The sequence below is a fragment of the Agathobacter rectalis ATCC 33656 genome, from assembly GCF_000020605.1.
In the GTDB taxonomy this organism is placed as follows: Bacteria; Bacillota; Clostridia; order Lachnospirales; family Lachnospiraceae; genus Roseburia; species Roseburia rectalis.
Genome location: NC_012781.1, coordinates 2,753,691 through 2,771,785, shown reverse-complemented (window position 1 = coordinate 2,771,785; position 18,095 = coordinate 2,753,691). Strand labels below are relative to the sequence as shown.

At 41.3% G+C, this 18,095-nt stretch carries 18 protein-coding genes; 17 read left to right on the top strand and 1 reads right to left on the bottom strand.

The features are described from left to right. The 15 genes from EUBREC_RS13010 (at window position 1) to EUBREC_RS12940 (ending at window position 15,428) form a co-directional block, all read left to right on the top strand. Entirely contained in the window at window positions 1-672 is a 672-nt protein-coding gene (locus tag EUBREC_RS13010; RefSeq protein ID WP_022293271.1) for a YoaK family protein, read from the top strand. A gap of 48 nt (window positions 673-720) precedes the next feature. Continuing rightward, a complete protein-coding gene (locus tag EUBREC_RS13005; RefSeq protein ID WP_012743649.1) occupies window positions 721-1,098 on the top strand; it encodes a CidA/LrgA family protein in 378 nt (125 codons plus the stop codon). Window positions 1,099-1,115: 17 nt separating this feature from the next. Further along, window positions 1,116-1,808, top strand: a complete 693-nt coding sequence (locus EUBREC_RS13000; protein WP_012743648.1) for an LrgB family protein — start codon at window positions 1,116-1,118, stop codon at window positions 1,806-1,808. A gap of 55 nt (window positions 1,809-1,863) precedes the next feature. Beyond that, the gene (locus tag EUBREC_RS12995) at window positions 1,864-2,451 is read left to right on the top strand and encodes a cytidylate kinase-like family protein (protein WP_041254218.1); all 588 of its coding nucleotides are present in this window, start codon (window positions 1,864-1,866) and stop codon (window positions 2,449-2,451) included. A 204-nt stretch (window positions 2,452-2,655) separates the two neighbouring features. Beyond that, window positions 2,656-3,285 carry a hypothetical protein gene (locus tag EUBREC_RS12990; RefSeq protein WP_012743645.1) on the top strand — a complete coding sequence of 210 codons (630 nt, stop codon included), beginning with the start codon at window positions 2,656-2,658 and terminating at the stop codon, window positions 3,283-3,285. A 12-nt stretch (window positions 3,286-3,297) separates the two neighbouring features. Next, the gene (locus EUBREC_RS12985) at window positions 3,298-4,449 is read left to right on the top strand and encodes a sensor histidine kinase (RefSeq protein WP_012743644.1); all 1,152 of its coding nucleotides are present in this window, start codon (window positions 3,298-3,300) and stop codon (window positions 4,447-4,449) included. Next, the gene (locus EUBREC_RS12980) at window positions 4,446-5,456 is read left to right on the top strand and encodes a response regulator transcription factor (RefSeq protein ID WP_012743643.1); all 1,011 of its coding nucleotides are present in this window, start codon (window positions 4,446-4,448) and stop codon (window positions 5,454-5,456) included. Before EUBREC_RS12985 ends, EUBREC_RS12980 begins: the two co-directional genes overlap by 4 nt. Window positions 5,457-5,567: 111 nt before the next feature. Beyond that, window positions 5,568-6,458: an ABC transporter permease gene (locus EUBREC_RS12975; RefSeq protein ID WP_012743642.1), complete on the top strand. Its 891-nt coding sequence runs from the start codon at window positions 5,568-5,570 to the stop codon at window positions 6,456-6,458. Between the two features lie 13 nt (window positions 6,459-6,471). After that, window positions 6,472-7,356 carry a carbohydrate ABC transporter permease gene (locus tag EUBREC_RS12970; protein WP_012743641.1) on the top strand — a complete coding sequence of 295 codons (885 nt, stop codon included), beginning with the start codon at window positions 6,472-6,474 and terminating at the stop codon, window positions 7,354-7,356. Between the two features lie 14 nt (window positions 7,357-7,370). Further along, window positions 7,371-9,077: an extracellular solute-binding protein gene (locus EUBREC_RS12965; protein ID WP_012743640.1), complete on the top strand. Its 1,707-nt coding sequence runs from the start codon at window positions 7,371-7,373 to the stop codon at window positions 9,075-9,077. 56 nt (window positions 9,078-9,133) lie between these two features. After that, window positions 9,134-10,198: a Gfo/Idh/MocA family protein gene (locus tag EUBREC_RS12960; protein WP_012743639.1), complete on the top strand. Its 1,065-nt coding sequence runs from the start codon at window positions 9,134-9,136 to the stop codon at window positions 10,196-10,198. A gap of 92 nt (window positions 10,199-10,290) precedes the next feature. Then, complete coding sequence (locus EUBREC_RS12955) at window positions 10,291-11,169, top strand: sugar phosphate isomerase/epimerase family protein (RefSeq protein WP_041254216.1); 879 nt, start codon at window positions 10,291-10,293, stop codon at window positions 11,167-11,169. Between the two features lie 41 nt (window positions 11,170-11,210). Beyond that, window positions 11,211-12,131 carry a sugar phosphate isomerase/epimerase family protein gene (locus EUBREC_RS12950; RefSeq protein ID WP_012743637.1) on the top strand — a complete coding sequence of 307 codons (921 nt, stop codon included), beginning with the start codon at window positions 11,211-11,213 and terminating at the stop codon, window positions 12,129-12,131. A gap of 16 nt (window positions 12,132-12,147) precedes the next feature. Next, window positions 12,148-13,224, top strand: coding sequence for a Gfo/Idh/MocA family protein (locus EUBREC_RS12945; RefSeq protein ID WP_012743636.1), 1,077 nt, complete (start codon window positions 12,148-12,150; stop codon window positions 13,222-13,224). 50 nt (window positions 13,225-13,274) lie between these two features. Next, complete coding sequence (locus EUBREC_RS12940) at window positions 13,275-15,428, top strand: glycoside hydrolase family 3 N-terminal domain-containing protein (protein ID WP_012743635.1); 2,154 nt, start codon at window positions 13,275-13,277, stop codon at window positions 15,426-15,428. A gap of 90 nt (window positions 15,429-15,518) precedes the next feature. Here the strand turns inward: EUBREC_RS12940 and EUBREC_RS12935 are convergent, their stop codons facing one another. Further along, a complete protein-coding gene (locus EUBREC_RS12935; protein ID WP_012743634.1) occupies window positions 15,519-17,099 on the bottom strand; it encodes an AAA family ATPase in 1,581 nt (526 codons plus the stop codon). A 315-nt stretch (window positions 17,100-17,414) separates the two neighbouring features. On the opposite strand from EUBREC_RS12935, the gene EUBREC_RS12930 reads away from it, so the two are divergent. Next, window positions 17,415-17,657: a type II toxin-antitoxin system Phd/YefM family antitoxin gene (locus EUBREC_RS12930; protein ID WP_012743632.1), complete on the top strand. Its 243-nt coding sequence runs from the start codon at window positions 17,415-17,417 to the stop codon at window positions 17,655-17,657. Next, the gene (locus EUBREC_RS12925; protein ID WP_012743631.1) at window positions 17,641-18,048 is read left to right on the top strand and encodes a PIN domain-containing protein; all 408 of its coding nucleotides are present in this window, start codon (window positions 17,641-17,643) and stop codon (window positions 18,046-18,048) included. Before EUBREC_RS12930 ends, EUBREC_RS12925 begins: the two co-directional genes overlap by 17 nt. The last annotated feature ends 47 nt before the right edge of the window (window positions 18,049-18,095 follow it).

Genomic DNA, 18,095 nt, shown 5'->3' with positions numbered 1-18,095 from the left:
ATGACTGAAAAAGAAAAAATAAGGATTCAGACATCAGAGACCTTTTTGCTGAGTGCGATTCTGGCACTTTCCGGAGGCTTTCAGGATGCCTACACCTACAATGTGAGAAATGAGGTGTTCTCGAATGCGCAGACAGGAAACGTAGTGCTGATGAGCCAGCATCTGATGATGGGTGAATGGATGAAGGGACTATCGTATCTTTTCCCAATCCTTTCATTTGCACTCGGTGTGCTTGTGGCAGAGAGAATCGGGCATAGATATAAGAAGGCAAAGCGCATCCACTGGCGTCAGATAGTAGTGGCGATAGAGATAATCATACTGTTTGTGGTCGGCTTCATACCACACAGGTACGATATGATAGCGACCATGCTTGTATCATTCAGCTGTTCTATGCAGGTGCAGTCCTTCAGAAAGGTAAACGGCTACGGCTATGCCAGCACCATGTGCATCGGCAACTTAAGAAGCGGCACAGAGAGTCTGTCAATATATCTGCGTGACAGAAATATCGGGGCACTGAAAAAGACCGCGCACTACTATGGAATTATTCTGATATTTGCAATAGGAGCAGGTATAGGCGGAGTGTGCTCACTGCACATAGGAATACGCGCTATATGGGCTTCAAGCGTGCTGCTTGCCATTGTATGTACAATGATGGTCAGGGAACACAGATAAACGGTTACAAATAGTCACGAAATATATATAACGGAGATACAATATAAAATGAAATTATTAAAGCAATTTCTCATCATACTTGCGATTTCGTTTGTAGGTGAGATACTCAAATATTTACTGCCATTGCCTGTTCCGGCGAGCATATATGGCATGGTTATACTTTTCATAGGTCTGCTGACAGGCCTGATACCGCTTAACTCTGTAAGGAGTGCAGGCAAATTCATGATAGAGATAATGCCTGTCATGTTTATCCCTGCGGGAGTGGGACTTATGTCATCCTGGGGCAATCTTAAGCCGGTGCTCGTACCGGTGATTGTAATCACGGTTGTGGCACTTCTTACTGTAATGATTGCTACAGGACATGTTTCACAGCTCGTAATCCGTATGCAGAAGCGCAAGAGGGCTGATGCTGGAGAAAATAAATAAGATAGAGGATAATCATAATGGATAATTTGTTTCAGACATCGCTTTTTGCCGGTGTCACAGTAAGTCTGGTTGCATATCTGCTAGGTATGCTTTTAAAGAAAAAGTTTAAGCTTGCAATACTCAATCCGCTTCTCATTTCAATAGTACTGACCATCATAGTGCTTGTTGTGGCAGATGTGGATTATGACACATACAATAAGGGGGCATCGTACCTTAGCTGGTTTCTGACACCGGCCACGGTATGCCTTGCGATACCGCTCTATGAGCAGTGGACACTGCTCAAGAAAAATATAGCAGCAGTCGCGCTCGGACTCACGGCAGGAGTCATAACAAGCCTTGTGACAGTGCTTGTGCTGTCAGTGCTTATGGGGCTTTCACACGAGGACTATGTCACACTGCTTCCAAAGTCCATCACGACAGCTATCGGTATGGGTGTATCAGAGGAGCTCGGAGGATATGTGACCATCACTGTCGCAGTTATCGTCGTGACAGGTGTGCTTGGAAATATACTCGGAGAGTTTGTTTGCAAAATATTCAGAATCACTGAGCCTATATCGAAGGGACTGGCGCTTGGTGCGTCATCACATGCCATCGGAACAGCGAAGGCTATCGAGATTGGCGAGATAGAGGGCGCCATGAGCTCTCTTGCTATCGCGGTGGCAGGAATACTTACGGTGGTGTTTGCATCGGTGTTTGCAAACTTTTATTGATTTGTCTGAGCGCTTCATGCGCGTTGGCTTTTTTACAGAAAGGAGCTATATTTATATGATAATTACAATTGCTAGAAAGTGCGGTTGCGATGCAGATACTATCGGTAGAGCAGTCGCTGAGAAATATCATTTACATTTCATGGACAGAGAGGCTATTGCGGCCGGTGCCAAAGAGGCAGGCTGCTACGATGAGTATGAGGAGTTTTACAGTGAGAGACCGGTTAATTCCCTGCTTTACTCTATTGTGATGGAGACGGAGGAGGATAATGTGCTGCATGATACTCCGGCGAGGGCTCTTACATTTATAGACAGGCTGCCGCTTGAGGACGGCTGTGAGGGATATGTGATTCAGGGACGATGTGCAAACTTTGCCTTTCAGGGAAGAGATGATGTTGTCTCAGTTTTCCTGACAGCGAATGATGCTTTCTGCGTTGATACTGTGGCTGATACACATGGAGTCTCAGCGAGAAAGGCAAAGACTGTTGTGCGTGAGACAAATGACAACAGAAAGACCTATCACAAATACTATACCGGACAGGAGTGGGGGCAGGCAGAAAACTATGACCTGTGCCTGAATGTGGCAAAGCTCGGTGTAGATGGTGTGATTGCGATGATTGACAGCTTCATACAAAATAGAAAATAGAAGTGCATATACAAAAGCCGAATCCGTGGGAGTGTGGATTCGGCTTTTTGAAAATAAAAATTCATCGTTGGAAAAATCATATTTTATCATTGGTTGACTTTCAGAAAAAATTTATCTATTATTAAAATAAGATAAAATTGTTAACTGTTCAGTATAACTTTACAGTGGCGTGGAAAGAGGTAAAACAGGAGTAGGGAAACTGGTATGAGAAGGAAAAACAGAGGGAAACAAACGCTTAAAAAGAAGATGCTGAGTATTCTTCTGCTCAGTGCAATGTCAAGTATTCTTGCAGTAGTAATCGTGTCGTATATGACGATCCGAATGATACAGAATGACGGTATCAAGGAGAGTATGCAGATATATCTGGAGCAGATTACACGAGAGATGGACAGTGATTACTATGACATGATCGGTATTGTCAATCAGATGAGTCCCGATGGACTTATTGGAAGTGCGACAGAAAGATATTTGAGTTCAAATGATAACTATGATCGATATTTGGAGCAGAAATTTCTCAGAGAAGAACTGATAAAGCTTGGATATGTGAATACAAAGCTTCTTGGCATCACTTATTACGATCCGAAAGAGCAAAAAGAATTGATCGGAAATTTTAACGTCAGGGTGCTGGACCCGACATATCAGACAATCTCTAAAGTGGTAGTAGGTGCCGATAATACCATTCAGGCCATGCATGATTCCTATCTGGGAATTAAGGAGACACCGGTAGTATCCGTGATGCGAAGAGTTTCTTTTGGTAACCAAAAGATGCTGGATATTTATGCAGAAATTGAGCCTGATATGAGTGTTTCAGATCAGCTTAATAAAGAAAAATGACCATATACCTATATGGAGATGGATGAAAATGGCATTGTGCAGTACAGCAATAATCCGGTGATTGTCCGGGGCCAAAAGATTTTGTCGGAATTACCGAAAAAAGAAGGATATGCTGTAACAAATCAGGAAGGATATAAAATCATGGTGTATCGCAGTACCATTGGATATGCCAATGCCATTGCACTGCCGGAAAATATCTATCAGAAAGAAATGAATATGTGGAGATTGAAGCTGGTGGTTATCATTCTGTCAGCATTCGGTATTTTTTCCTGTTCTGTTATTTACCTGTACAGGTTGATATGCAAACCACTTAATCAGTTACAAAAACAGATTATCCAGGTAGGAAATGGGGCATTACATGGAGAAAGGCAGGAATATGAGATCAAGGAATTTGATGACTTGATGCACGAAGTGGAGCAGATGAAGGAACAAATCAGAAATCTGATTGATGATGTTGTGGAAAAAGAAAAAAATATTCAGCGGACGGAATATGAGAAGCTTCTGTATCAGATCAATCCTCATTTTCTGCTCAATACACTAAATTCTGTTCAGTGGATGGCCAGAATGAGCAAACAGAATAATATTATGGAATTTGTGCAGCGATTAAAAAGACTGTTGTCCTACAATCTGGGAAAAGAGGGAATGCAGACGACACTTCGAACAGAAATCGATATTGTGAAAGATTATATAGCATTGGAACAGATGCGTTACGATTTTGTGATTGAGATGAATGTGGAAGAGGGGCGTTATCTGGAACAGCCGACGGTAAGGATGCTGCTGCAGCCACTGGTAGAAAATGCCATACGATATGGACTTGGAAATGATGAAAAGATCACAATTCAGGTCTTTGAGGATAATATCAGGGGACTGGCGGGCATCACCATATTAGACAGCGGTAATGGTCTGACCCAGGAGGAAATTTATCAGATCAATGAACCATTTGACTACGATGTAAAAAAAATGCAACATGGAAACAGAGGAATCGGTCTGCGATATGTAAAAGCAATGTTGGACTCTTTTTATGAAGGAGAAACGACTCTGTTTGTAAATTGCAAAAAAGGATATGGAACCAAAATTACAATTTTGATTCCGATTCAGGAAGAACTTCGGAACAAAATAAAAATTACAGGAGTTGAGACAGAAAAAGAAGGTAAGGAGAAATGAAAGTATTAGTTGTTGACGATGATAAACTGGCAAGAAAAGGTTTGATCTCCATAATGGATTGGAAGAAATACGGATTTGAAGTTGTGGGGGATGTTCAGAACGGTCGTAAAGCGCTGGAATTTCTGAAGGATAATGAAGTGGATATTGTATTCACGGATATAGACATGCCGGAGATCGATGGAATTGAATTGATGAAAATGTGTAAAAAGGAATATCCGGAGGTGAAATTTGTAGTCTTTTCCATGTATGAAGATTTCCGTTATGCGCAGAGTGCTCTGAGACTGGGAGCTTTGGACTATATATCCAAGATAAGTTTTGAAGGGGATGAGTGTGACCGGATACTGGAACTTGTGGAAAGAAAATATAAGGAAAATCATTCCCAAAAAGAAACCAGGAATGAGGATTCCGAACTCATAAAAAGGTTGGAAAAAGCGTGGATGAACACCAGATGGATCTTCAATGACAGCGAGTTCAACAGACTGTATGAGTTAACCAGGGGAGTGGAGTTACGGACTGCTGAAAGGGTTTTCATAAAAAGCTTCCACAGCCTCCAGAAACTCACAGGAGAAGAACTGGAATTTCCATCCTTATCTTCCGTGGATTCCATGCTGGAATGGGTGAAACAATGGAAAGAAAACCTGTATCAGACATGTCTGCAGACAGATAAAACAAAGGATATCTATATGTTTGCAAGAGTGATCCTGTATACAGATGAACATATAGAAGAAAATCTGAAGTCGGAAGAGGCAGCAGCACAGATCGGAATGAGCAGAAGTTATTTCAGTACGAGATTTAAGGAGATGACCGGTGATACCTTTCATAATTATGTGATCAGCAGAAAAATGTATGCAGCTGCCCAAAAGATGGCAAAAGGAACAGAAAATATAACACAGATTGCCTCGAATCTGGGCTATGACAATTTTTATTATTTTACAAAGGTATTTTCGAAGGAATACGGATGCATGCCAACAGAATATGTAGGAAGAATAAAAAAATGTTCGATTTAATTCGGACATTTTTTTTGAATTAAAAAAAAAGCTGTGAAATCAGGAACAATATCGTCTAGTGAAAAATATGGTTACAGGATAAACTATCTATAAAAGAAGGGAGGTTTACTCATGTACATAAAAAGATTTGTGAAACACTATTACATCATGCTAATCCCCGCATTGCTGTGGCTGTTCTTTTTCAGCATTGTTCCAATGTTTGGAATTGTTATGGCTTTTCAGGATTACAATCCGGGACAGGGCATTCTCCACTCAAAGTTTGTTGGTCTGGCTAATTTTGAGTACATGTTTCAGATGAGTGACATTAAACAGGTTCTACGGAACACAGTTGTTATTGCCGTTGGCAAGATCATTGGAAATATTATTATTCCACTGGTGTTTGCTTTGTTGTTAAATGAACTGGCACTGAAGAAACTGAAGCGTCCAATCCAGACAATCGTATATTTACCGTATTTTCTGTCATGGGTTATTCTTGCGAAGATTGTGCTGAATATTTTCGGTTATACGGGACCGGTGAACCAAATCATAGAATTTTTTGGAGGCGAAGCGGTCAACTTTTTTGGAGAAGCAAAGATATTCCAGCCTCTGGTGATTGGTACGGATATCTGGAAAGGATTCGGCTACAATACAGTCGTTTATCTTGCAGCAATCCTGGGAGTGGATGGATCATTGTATGAAGCTGCAGCAGTAGACGGTTGCGGACGATTCAAAAGAATCTGGCATGTGACTTTACCGGGCATCAAGACAACAGTAGCACTTCTTGCTATCCTGTCGCTTGGAAACATCCTGAATGCAGGATTTGACCAGGTTTACAACCTGTATAACCCATTGGTTTACTCAACAGGTGATATTATTGACACTTGGGTATACAGAGCCGGTTTGCAAAATCTCCAGTATTCTCTGGCAACGGCCGTTGGTTTATTCAAATCTGTAATCAGTCTTGTATTGATTACGGTTGGCTACTGGCTGGCAGATAAATTTACCGGTTATAAACTGTTTTAGGAGGTGACAAACTATGATTGAGAATAAAAGCCTGAGATCAAAGATTTTTGATATTTTAAATATTGTGATTCTCATTGCGATTACTTTAATCTGTATTGTGCCGGTATGGTACGTTCTCTGCGTGTCATTGAGCAGCAGGGAAGCAGTCAATGCGGGAAAAGTTGCACTTTGGCCGGTTGGCTTCAACCTGCTCTCCTATAAAAAAATCATGGGAGAGACCGCATTTTTCGGTTCGTTTTTGGTATCTATTAAGAGAGTTTTGCTGGGAACCGGAATCAGTATGGTATGTATCCTTATGGCAGCATATCCATTATCCAGAACAAAAAAACAGTTCCCGAAAAGAGATATCTTTATGTGGATATTCGTGTTCTGCATGTTATTTAACGGAGGAACGGTTCCGTGGTATATCACCATGAAAAATTATCATCTGATGGATAACATTTTTGGACTGGTACTGGGAACAGGCCTTCAGGTATTTAATGTGATACTTGCAGTGAATTTCTTTAAAAATCTTCCAACAGAACTGGAAGAGGCGTGTTTTGTCGATGGCGGCGGACCTTGGAGAACTCTGATATCTATCTACATACCATTGGCAAAACCTATGGTCGCAACAGTTGCACTGTTCACCATGGTTATGTACTGGAATGAATTCTTCCAGGGAATGGTTTTAAGTACAAGACAGAGCAGTTATCCACTGCAGACCTACATCCAGCAGATGGTAGTAACCCTGGATTATTCTACAATGAATGTGGATCAGATTGCGCAGGCGATGAAATTAAACAATCTTTCATTAGATTCTGCGAAAATATTTATAGCTATGATACCGATACTGATTGTTTACCCATTCCTGCAAAGATTTTTTGTAGAAGGTATTACACTGGGATCAGTAAAAGGATAAAGGAGGAAGAAAATATGAAGAAAAAACAGTGGATTGCATTTGCATGTGCGATGGCATTAGGTGTGACATCACTGGCAGGATGCGGAAAATCAGAAGAGAACACACAGAAAAAGGCAGTAGGGGAGGCAGAAGGAACAGCAAAAGAAGATCTCCCGCTGTCAAAATATCCGGAAACCGTAACGGTTCATCTGGGCGGTTCAATGAATTCAAATGCCAAGATTCCTGACGGAATGAGCTATGATGACAATTCCTATACACGACTTTTGAAAGAAGACCTTAATATTGAGGTTGCATACGACTGGGTCGCATCATCTACAGACTATGATGAAAAAATGAATTTGTGTATCGGAAGTAACACAATTCCGGAATTGATGAACGTAAATGCAACACAGTACAGGGCACTTCTGAAATATGATATGATCCAGCCGCTTGATCAGTATTTTGATGACTATGCTTCTGATGCACTGAAAGCATATGTGGAATCAGGTGGAGAAGAGCTGAAAAAATGTATCTCAAATGATAAGGGAGAGATAATGGCAATCCCGGCTCCAAGTATGATGGGAGGAGAAGTGAACGAAATGTGGATCCGTCAGGACTGGCTGGATAATCTTGGACTGGAGGTTCCAAGAACCTGGGATGAAATGGCAGCAGTAGCAGAGGCATTCGTAACCCAGGATCCGGATGGTAACGGAGAAGCTGATACCATTGGAATTCTTGGACCGAGCAATTCAGATCACATGAATGCAATTGGAGCAAACCAGTTTGGACTGGATCCATTGTTTAGCAGCTTCCAGTCTTATCCACAGTACTGGCTGCAGGATGAGGATGGAACTGTAGAATATGGTTCTATTCAGCCGGAAACCAGAGAGGCACTTGAAAAAATCTCAAAACTGTATACAAATAAGCTGATCGATCCGGAAATGCTTGTAAGAAGCGACAGCAAGGAACCTCTTTTGTCCGGAAAAGTTGGTATCTTCTTTGGACCATGGTGGTCTGGTTATACGGTGTCAGATACTACACTTGCAGGCGAAGCGGATTGGAGAGCATATTTTACACCACTGTCTGAGGACGGGAATTACTACGCTCATATGCCAAATCCTACAAGTAAATATGTAGTAGCAAGCAAAAGCTGCAAGAACCCGGAGGCTGCATTTAAGATTGTTAACTATCTGATCAAAAATGAGCAGCAGTGGGTAGTAGATGGTATTACCTCCACAGAAATGGGTACTGCGGATTTTTATCCTTTGTATAATGGCTACGATAATGCAGATGAGATTGAAGTATCCACTGAGACTCTGGAAAAATATCTTGCAGGTGAGATTACAATGGATGATGTTGATTTCTCAAAACATAAACTGTTAAAGAATGATATGGAAGCAGTTAAGGAACTGAAAAAAGAACCTTATGATGATTTCAGCCTGGACAAATGGAATCTGGACAGTGACATTGCCAAAACTAATCTTCCAAGACTTGTGTCACTTTTGGTTGGTGGATCTCCGTTAGTAAATGATAAATATGTACCGGTTTACAATGCATATAACGGTCAGACAAAAACCATGGAGGCCAAATGGGCAAACCTTAAAAAAATGGAAGAAGAAACATTCTCAAAGATCATTATGGGAAAAGCAGATATCAGCGAATTCGATACTTTCGTTGAAAACTGGAAGAATCAGGGTGGCGACCAGATTCTCAAAGAAATCAACGATGAATTAAGTAAGTAAAAAAGACAGCGGCTGATGGTGTTCTTCAGCCGCTGTTTTTACGATGGAGGTATAAAATGAGAGAAAACAAAGTAGTTTACGGACTAATCGGATATGGCGGTATGGGCAGATGGCATACCGAGATTCTTTCAAATGTTCCAGAAGCTGTAATTGGTGGTATCTATGACATCAAGGAAGAAAAGAGAGAAGAAGCGAAAGCGAAGGGGTTTTCTGTATATGAAACAGAAGAAGCCATGCTGGCAGATTCGGACATCGATGTGGTTCTGATTGCCACTCCAAATGACTGCCACAAGCCTATCGCTATCCGTGCAATGCATGCAGGAAAAAACGTGATATCGGAAAAACCGGTGACATTATCTTCCGCTGACCTGCTGGAAATGGAAAAGGTAGCCAAAGAGACAGGAAAACTTTTCACCGTGCACCAGAATAGACGTTGGGATGATGATTTCCTGATCATCAAAAAACTGGTAGAGGAGCAGAAACTGGGGCATGTTTTCCGGATCGAGAGCCGTGTCCATGGTTCAAGAGGAATCCCTGGGGACTGGAGAAAAGAAAAGGTACATGGGGGCGGAATGGTCCTGGACTGGGGTGTACACCTGCTGGATCAGATTTTATATATGTACGGAGATAGAAAGATCGAGACGGTATACGCGTCACTTACCAATATCACAAACCAGGAAGTGGACGATGGGTTCACTGCTATTCTGACCTTTGAAGGCGGAACAGAAGTCCTGGTGGAAGTCGGCACCAACAATTATATATCACTGCCAAGATGGTATGTACTGGGTAAAGACGGTACCGCAGTAATCAGGGACTGGCAGTTAACCGGTGAGATTATACGTAAGACCGGTAAGACAGAAGAGACGGTAATACCGGTTAAGACAGCAGCTGGCCTGACAAAGACCATGGCACCGAGACGGGAAGATACTATTGTAAAAGAGGATTTACCAAAGGTGTCCGGAGATATCGCTGATTTCCACAGAAATGTGGTTGCAGTAATCCGAGATGGAGCAGAGCCGGAGATCAAGCTGTTCCAGGTGATGCGTGTCATGAAGTTGATGGAGGCAATCTTCCAGGCGGCAGAGACAAAACAGGTAATCGAATTTCAGGACCAGGTGTAACAGGAAAGGCATTGAGTAGTTATAACATAAAAATAAAAGACAGTTGTACATGTTCTTTGAGAGTGCATGTAACAGAACAGGAGGAAATAAGTATGAAACAGATCAAAATCGGAACCTGCGTACCAGGCCCCGTAGCAGAAGAATGGTTGAAAGGATTTGTTGGAAAAGGTTTCGAAACATTTTCCCTCAATTTCCATATGTCACTGGAAGGAACAGATCTTGATAAACTGGCCCTGAGCACAGAACAGATTCTTGCCGGTACAGATTCAAAGATCACTACACTCGGATACTACTGTAATCCAATCCAGTATCCAGAGCACAGAAAGACATTGGAAAAGGTAATTTGCACTGCTGAAAAATTCGGAGCTACCCATGTAAGCACCTTTGCAGGAGCCTGGGAAGGAAAACCGGTAGAATCCGCATACGAAGAGTTCGGAAAAGTGTTCCGTGAACTGGCAGAACTTGCAGAAGAAAAGGGCGTAAAGCTGGGTATCGAAAACTGTCTTATGGATGGAACCTGGGAACATGCCACCTGCAACATCGGTTTCAACCCGAAAGCCTGGGAAGTCATGTTTGAGGAAGTAAAGAATGATAACTTCGGACTTGAATGGGAGCCGACCCACCAGATGGTACAGTTGATCGATCCTGTGACAGAGCTGAGAAAATGGTGCAAAAAGATAGTCCATGTACATGGAAAAGATGCGACCATTGACTGGGATGCAGTAAGGCACGGCGGTATCTCCGGAGCAGTTCCTTTTGTATGGCATCGTATGCCGGGATTTGGTGACACAAACTGGAGAGATATCATTTCTATCTTAAGAAGCAACGGATATGAGGACGATATCTGTATCGAAGGATATCACGATCCGGTATACCGGGGAGAACTGGAGATGACAGGACAGCTTCACGCACTGAACTATCTGAAATGGTGCAGAGGCGGAGAGTTCACACCAACTCCATGGGAGAAATAACAAAGATATAACAGAGACAGAAGAAACAGGAGGGTATTTCTATGAAACTTGGGTTTATCACATCCATCCTTGACAGCTGGACCTATGAAGAAATGATGGACTTTGCATCCGGACAGGGATTTGAATGTGTGGAAGTGGCATGCTGGCCACAGGAAAAAGCAGAAAGAAGATATGCAGGGGTAAGCCATATTGATGCAGAACGGGTTAACCAGGATGACGCATATGCAGAGCATATTGTAGAATATGCTAAAAAATCAGGAGTGGAGATATCGGCACTGGCCTATTATCCAAACGTGATGGTGGCAGATAAAGAGAAAAGCGCAACCGCTGTGGAACACCTGAAACAGGTGATTCTTGCAAGTAAAAAATTAGGTGTGGGCATGGTCACGACATTTATCGGAAGGGACCAGACCAAAAATATACAGGAAAATCTGGAACTGGTAAAAGAGATATGGCCACCTATCATAAAACTGGCAGAGGAATGTGACGTGAAGATCGCCATCGAGAACTGTCCGATGCTTTTTGGCAAGGAACAGTGGCCGGGAGGACAGAACCTGATGACAACACCGCCAATCTGGAGAGAAGTATTCCGGATCCTGGACAGTGACCATCTGGGCATCAACTATGATCCATCCCACTTTATCTGGCAGATGATCGATTATATCCGCCCGCTTTACGAATTCAAGGATAAGATCTTCCATGTCCATTACAAGGATATAAAGATATATAAAGACAAGCTGGAATCCTGCGGCATCATGGCATATCCTCTGGAATATATGTCACCGAAAATCCCTGGACTTGGAGATGTGGACTGGGGAAAATATGTGTCAGCGCTTACAGACATCGGATATGATGGCTATACCTGTATCGAGATCGAGGATAAGGCTTTTGAGGATTTCAAGGAGAAGGTTGAGAATTCCTTGATCATCAGCAAGAGATATCTGGAACAGTACGTGATTTAGTAAAGGAGATAATACCATGAGAAAATTAAAAGCAGGAATCGTAGGATGCGGAGGAATCGCCAACGGAAAACACCTTCCAGCTATGAAAAAAAGTGGTCTTTATGAGATTGTAGCTTTCTGTGACATCGTCAGGGAACGTGCAGAGAAAGCAAAGGAAGAATATGGCACAGAAGATGCAAAAGTATTCGAAGACTATAAGGTGCTTATCAAAGAGGACCTGGATGTTGTATATGTAACTACACCGAACCGCTCCCATGCAGAAATCTCTATCGCAGCCATGGAAGCAGGAAAAGATGTTATGTGTGAAAAGCCAATGGCAAAGAATTATGCTGAGGCACAGAAAATGGTGGAGACTGCAGAGAAAACAGGTAGAGTCCTGAACATCGGATATCAGAACCGTTATCGTTCAGATTCCCTGTACCTGAAAGAAATGTGCAAGGCGGATGAACTGGGAGAAATCTATTTTGCGAAAGCTCACGCACTCAGAAGAAGAGCAGTTCCTACCTGGGGTGTATTCTTAAATGAGGAAGAACAGGGAGGCGGTCCACTGATCGATATCGGAACCCATGCATTGGATCTGACATTATGGATGATGGACAATTATGAAGTAGAGTCTGTAACAGGACAAACATTCCGCAAACTGGCTGATCAGACCAACCAGGGAAATGCTTTTGGCAACTGGGATCCTGAGGAGTTTTGCGTAGAAGATTCCGCTTTCGGATTCATCCGTATGAAAAACGGTGCAGTGATTGAACTCGAAGCTGCCTGGGCACTGAACACACTGGAGGTTGATGAGGCCAAGACAAGTCTGTGCGGAACAAAAGCCGGAGCAGATATGAAAGATGGCCTGCGAATCAACTACATCCATCACAATAAACAGGTAGTAGAGAAGCCAGCATTATCCGGTGAAGGAGTAGCATTCTTCTCAGGAGAAGAAAAACCAGCAGGGGATTATGAACAGGAACTGTTCTACCATATCGTTGCTGACGGAGCTGAGCAGATAGTAAAACCTGCACAGGCTGCAGTTGTTACCCGTGTACTGGAAGCAATCTATGAGTCTGCAAAAAGTGGTAAGACAATTTATTTTGATTAAAAGGCGATTTGACCTATACAGTTACAACAGTTCAAACATAAGGAGTAATCATGGAAATAAATAAATTACAGCAATTGCTGTCAGAAATGTCTTTGCAGGAAAAAATAGGACAGATGGTACAGCTTACCGGTGTATATTTTGACAAAGAGGCAGTGCTTACAGGTGTTGTTGACGAACAATTACCGCCGGAATGGATCATTCAGTATTCAGGTTCCGTGCTGGGAGTGATTGGTAAAGAAAAAATATGTGATATTCAGAGTAAATATATGGAACAGCATCCTCATCATATCCCACTACTCTTTATGGCAGATGTGATCCATGGATGTAGGACAATTTTTCCAATTCCACTGGGACAGGCTTGTTCATTTAATCCGGAACTGGTGTCTGAGGCAGCGTCAATAGCTGCCTCAGAGGCCTCATCCGAAGGACTTAAGGCAACATTTTCTCCTATGATTGATGTTTCAAGGGATCCCCGGTGGGGCAGGATAATGGAGTCTTTTGGCGAAGACCCATATGTGAATGGAGTCATGGGGGAGGCCATGGTAGATGGCTATCAGCAGAAAAACGATGAAGGAATCGCAGCATGTCTGAAACATTTTGCAGGTTACGGGGCGGTCAATGCAGGCAGGGAATACAACGATGTTGAAATATCTCAACGGACATTTCTGGAACAGTATGTAAAACCTTTCCGCATGGCGTTGAAGGCAAAGCCTGCTATGGTTATGACCGCATTTAATGCAATAGACCGAAAACCAATCAGCGGAAATAAAGAACTTCTCAGAGATCTATTGCGGGATAAAGAAGGCTTTGATGGTACAGTGATCTCAGATTGGGGCTCTATTGGGCAGCTGAAGGAACAGGGTGTGGCAGCCAATATGGATGAAGCGGCGTCTCAGGCGATAGAAGCGGGAGTGGACATAGATATGATGAGTCCTGCTTATATGTTTCGTTTAGAAGAACTGGTGAAAAACGGGCAGATTCCGGAGTCTTTTATCGATGAAAGTGCATTCAGGGTTTTGATGATGAAGAATCAGCTGGGGCTTTTTGAAAATCCTTTTGCAGGAATTGGAAAGAGTGGAAACCTCACTCAGTATAACCGGACAAAGGCATATCAGATGGCCAGCGAAAGCTACGTCCTTTTGAAAAATGAAAAAATTCTGCCTTTGAGCCAGAAACAGAAAGTTATCTGGGCAGGACCTTATGTGACATCAAAGGAATTCCTGAGCCGTTGGGCAATCTTTGGTGGGCATGAGCCTGTTGAGACAATCGAAGATATTCTTCAAGATAAGAAGATTAATGGGGTATGTATTCCTGGATGCAGAATGCTTTCTGAGGAAGAATGCAGGATCTGGCAAGTGAAACCGGTTGATTCGGATGAAGAAATAGATGAGCAGTGGCTGGAAACGATAAACCGGGAAGATACGGTTGTATGTGTACTTGGAGAACATGAATCTCAGTCCGGAGAGGCTGCCAGCAGAGCATTTCTGACTTTACCGGAAGAGCAGCAGAGGCTTTTTGAAAAAATAGTAAAACGCACGGATAATATCGTGACAGTGATAATCTCAGGAAGACCACTGGATCTGCGAAGAATCTCAGAAAAATCCAAAGCCGTCATCATGGCATGGAGACCCGGAACCATGGGGGCAGAGGGAATAGTAGATCTTGTATATGGCATGATCAATCCTTCCGGAAAGCTGGCTGTAAGTATTCCATGGTGCGTTGGACAGGTGCCGATAAGTTACTGGGATATAAAAACCGGACATGTGCTTACAGAGGATAATCTAGAGAACCGTTTCACAAGCAGATATATGGATATTCCTAATTCACCATTATATCCTTTTGGTTTTGGATTGTCCTATACAGAATTTGATATTTCGGATGTTGAAGTCAAGATAGGACAGGACAAAAGAGTGCATGTCCATTGTAATGTAAGTAACACAGGTAAAGTTACAGGGGCAGAGGTTGTTCAGTGCTATTATGAAACATTACAAACATCTGTGGTACGACCGAAGAAGGAACTTGTCCGTTTTCAGAAGGTTTTTCTGGATCCGGGAGAAGCTAAGAGTGTGGATTTCTCTATTGATTCAGAAGAGTTTTCTTACTTTGATAAAAATATGGAAATCGTTAGTAGCGGAATGCAACTTCGAATCAGTGTAGGAAACAGTAGTGACCATGAATGCGGAAGTAGTGAGATATATATTTAGGCATAAGTAGAAATAGATTTCTATTGAAGGATAATTATTACACTAAAGCAAGCGGGCTGCTTCGTCAGTCCGCTTGTGTTATTCTTTATGTTAATCGAGGTTATTAATACTTTCAATTATACATGTATGCTTTTTATTATCAGATGTGTTGCTGTAGTTAATTCCGACAAGTAAGATCTGATTGCTGTATCCTGATAAGGCTCCGTGATATCTGCGGTTTTTAATCTGTGATATGGCAGAATCAGCGGAAGCATTGTACTTAAGTTCAATTACTATTGCAGGTCTGCCACAGGCATTCGCTCTTGGAATAAAAACAAGATCAGCAAAACCTTTGCCGGCTGGAAATTCTCTGACAATATTGTAATATGCATTTGCAGTAAAATATGCCATTGTGAGAGCACAGCTTAAAGAATTTTCGTCGTTGTATTTAAGAACGGATGTATATGTTTCATGTGCAATTTCTACCAATTCAGCGACTTTATCAGCATCTTCATTTAGGGTAGCATCTAATAATTCATCACATTTTGAAATGGAGTTGGCTACTTCACTCCATGAACCGGTCTGTAATGCAAGATCATATGCAGCAGCAACTTCATAATTAGGTATATATGCCATTTTCCTATTGGCATCATAAGCCAGATAACCTAAATGAATTAAAGCTGTAAGTGCATCATCCTTTGAAGCAACTGTAGTAAGGTCATTTTGGAAGGTATTTACATTAACTCTGATTTTATCGCCGGAAAGCATGGCGAGCACATCATCCTTTAAACCGGCGTAGTTCATGGTGATAAATGTGTTGATTGATTCAAACGAGGATGTATTTTTCCAGTAAAAATCATAGTCATGATCTAGCATAGCCTGAACAACGGAATTAGGGTTATACATATGAAGCCCGTCTATCAGATATCCGTTATACCATGCTTTTATTGATTCAAAATCCATATCATATGTGATGCACAGCTTTTTAACTTCATCCTCTGTAAAACCAAAATATCTGGTCAATTGTTTCGATTTCAACATTGTAAACTCACGGAAGTTGTTCAGAGCTGATTCATCTTTAATTTTTTTGATTGGCAGAATACCGGTGATATATGCCAAAGCTAAAAAGGTTTTTGACTCTTCGCTCTTAAATAACAAATGAAGAAACTGAAGATAGCTGTGAACCAGTGTTTTATTTCCACCATTTCGGATTACACAATCCCATTCATCAATTATTATAACAAATGGAATATCGGAAATGTTGTAGACGGACATGAGTACAGCACTGATCATCTTGGTATAATCTATCTGATCGCCATATACCTGTTTAAGCTCGTCATAAATATATTCCTGAATTTTTTCTATCACATTATCTTTGTAAGCATCCCAAAATGATGATACATCAATGTGTATGACATTGTATTTATTCAAATGTGCTGAATAGCTGTCCTTGGCTGCAATTTCAGAATCTGCAAAAAGCTCTGATGAATCGCAGCCTCTGCTGTAGTATGCATCGATCATTCCAGCAGCATGGGATTTACCGAACCTTCTGGCATGGCTGACACTTATGCAGTTGGCATTTGTACAGATAACTCTATTCAAATATTCAATCAGACCGGTTTTGTCAATATATAGCTGACTGTTTTTGTCTTTTGTAAAGCTGCCATTTCCCGGATTAAAATAAATACCCATTGTCCCATCTCCAATTCATTTTTATATAATCAGTATAACAGATTTGGAAGAGTGATGGAAGTGGGCAACATGAGATTATGTGCACTGTCTACGGACAGTGTTTTTGTAATATTTTTGGATTTTTGAAAATAAAAATTCATCGTTGGAAAAATGTACGGAATTATGTTACAAACACAGCAAAAAACATCAAGAATAATGTTACAAATACATAGAAAACATCAAGAATAATGTTACAACGGGGATATATCTTGAAAAAATAGCTAATTAACGTTATAATATAATTAGCTAAAAAAGAAATGGATAGGAGGAAGGCATATGAATACAGCAACAGCAACTGCAACAGAAATGCAGAACAATTTTGGGAGATATTTGAATCTTGTTATGTCAGGACATGAAATCATTGTTACAAAGAATGGTCATGAAGTGGGAAGATTTATTCCTAAGGATGCCGCAGTATCATATTTGACGGATTCTCTAACAGGAATACTTCAGGATAATGGTAATTTAGATGAGATAAAAACCGAAAGTATGAGGGAAAAATATGGTTTTGTTGATTGATACTAACATTATACTTGATGTTTTACTAAGTCGCTCAGATTTTGTGAAGGAATCATCTATAATTTGGAAACTTTGTGAAACTGAACAGGCAAAGGGATATATATCTACATTAACTTATGCAAATATGATGTATATCATGAGAAAACAAATGACTCCAGAGCAGATAGAAGATGTATTCCGCAAGTTAAAACTTATTTTTGAGTTTGCTGATTTTAGTTCAGTTGTGCTTGAGATGGCTGTAAATATGAAGTGGAAAGATTTTGAAGATGCCATACAAAGTGCAACTGCTGAATATGTTCATGCAGACTATATTATTACGCGCAACATCAAAGACTTCACGCAAAGTAAGGTTATGGCACTTACACCTGCGGAACTTTTGGCAAGAATTTAATTGCAATGAATCAAATAATTAAAAGTGTAATATTATTGGTAAAACAG

What these genes read in the sequence shown, in the direction of transcription:
- EUBREC_RS13010 (WP_022293271.1), top strand. Translation starts at nt 1, where the DNA reads ATGACTGAAAAAGAAAAAATAAGGATTCAGACATCAGAGACCTTTTTG.
- EUBREC_RS13005 (WP_012743649.1), top strand. Translation starts at nt 721, where the DNA reads ATGAAATTATTAAAGCAATTTCTCATCATACTTGCGATTTCGTTTGTA.
- EUBREC_RS13000 (WP_012743648.1), top strand. Translation starts at nt 1,116, where the DNA reads ATGGATAATTTGTTTCAGACATCGCTTTTTGCCGGTGTCACAGTAAGT.
- EUBREC_RS12995 (WP_041254218.1), top strand. Translation starts at nt 1,864, where the DNA reads ATGATAATTACAATTGCTAGAAAGTGCGGTTGCGATGCAGATACTATC.
- EUBREC_RS12990 (WP_012743645.1), top strand. Translation starts at nt 2,656, where the DNA reads ATGAGAAGGAAAAACAGAGGGAAACAAACGCTTAAAAAGAAGATGCTG.
- EUBREC_RS12985 (WP_012743644.1), top strand. Translation starts at nt 3,298, where the DNA reads ATGGAGATGGATGAAAATGGCATTGTGCAGTACAGCAATAATCCGGTG.
- EUBREC_RS12980 (WP_012743643.1), top strand. Translation starts at nt 4,446, where the DNA reads ATGAAAGTATTAGTTGTTGACGATGATAAACTGGCAAGAAAAGGTTTG.
- EUBREC_RS12975 (WP_012743642.1), top strand. Translation starts at nt 5,568, where the DNA reads ATGTACATAAAAAGATTTGTGAAACACTATTACATCATGCTAATCCCC.
- EUBREC_RS12970 (WP_012743641.1), top strand. Translation starts at nt 6,472, where the DNA reads ATGATTGAGAATAAAAGCCTGAGATCAAAGATTTTTGATATTTTAAAT.
- EUBREC_RS12965 (WP_012743640.1), top strand. Translation starts at nt 7,371, where the DNA reads ATGAAGAAAAAACAGTGGATTGCATTTGCATGTGCGATGGCATTAGGT.
- EUBREC_RS12960 (WP_012743639.1), top strand. Translation starts at nt 9,134, where the DNA reads ATGAGAGAAAACAAAGTAGTTTACGGACTAATCGGATATGGCGGTATG.
- EUBREC_RS12955 (WP_041254216.1), top strand. Translation starts at nt 10,291, where the DNA reads ATGAAACAGATCAAAATCGGAACCTGCGTACCAGGCCCCGTAGCAGAA.
- EUBREC_RS12950 (WP_012743637.1), top strand. Translation starts at nt 11,211, where the DNA reads ATGAAACTTGGGTTTATCACATCCATCCTTGACAGCTGGACCTATGAA.
- EUBREC_RS12945 (WP_012743636.1), top strand. Translation starts at nt 12,148, where the DNA reads ATGAGAAAATTAAAAGCAGGAATCGTAGGATGCGGAGGAATCGCCAAC.
- EUBREC_RS12940 (WP_012743635.1), top strand. Translation starts at nt 13,275, where the DNA reads ATGGAAATAAATAAATTACAGCAATTGCTGTCAGAAATGTCTTTGCAG.
- EUBREC_RS12935 (WP_012743634.1), bottom strand. Translation starts at nt 17,099, where the DNA reads ATGGGTATTTATTTTAATCCGGGAAATGGCAGCTTTACAAAAGACAAA.
- EUBREC_RS12930 (WP_012743632.1), top strand. Translation starts at nt 17,415, where the DNA reads ATGAATACAGCAACAGCAACTGCAACAGAAATGCAGAACAATTTTGGG.
- EUBREC_RS12925 (WP_012743631.1), top strand. Translation starts at nt 17,641, where the DNA reads ATGGTTTTGTTGATTGATACTAACATTATACTTGATGTTTTACTAAGT.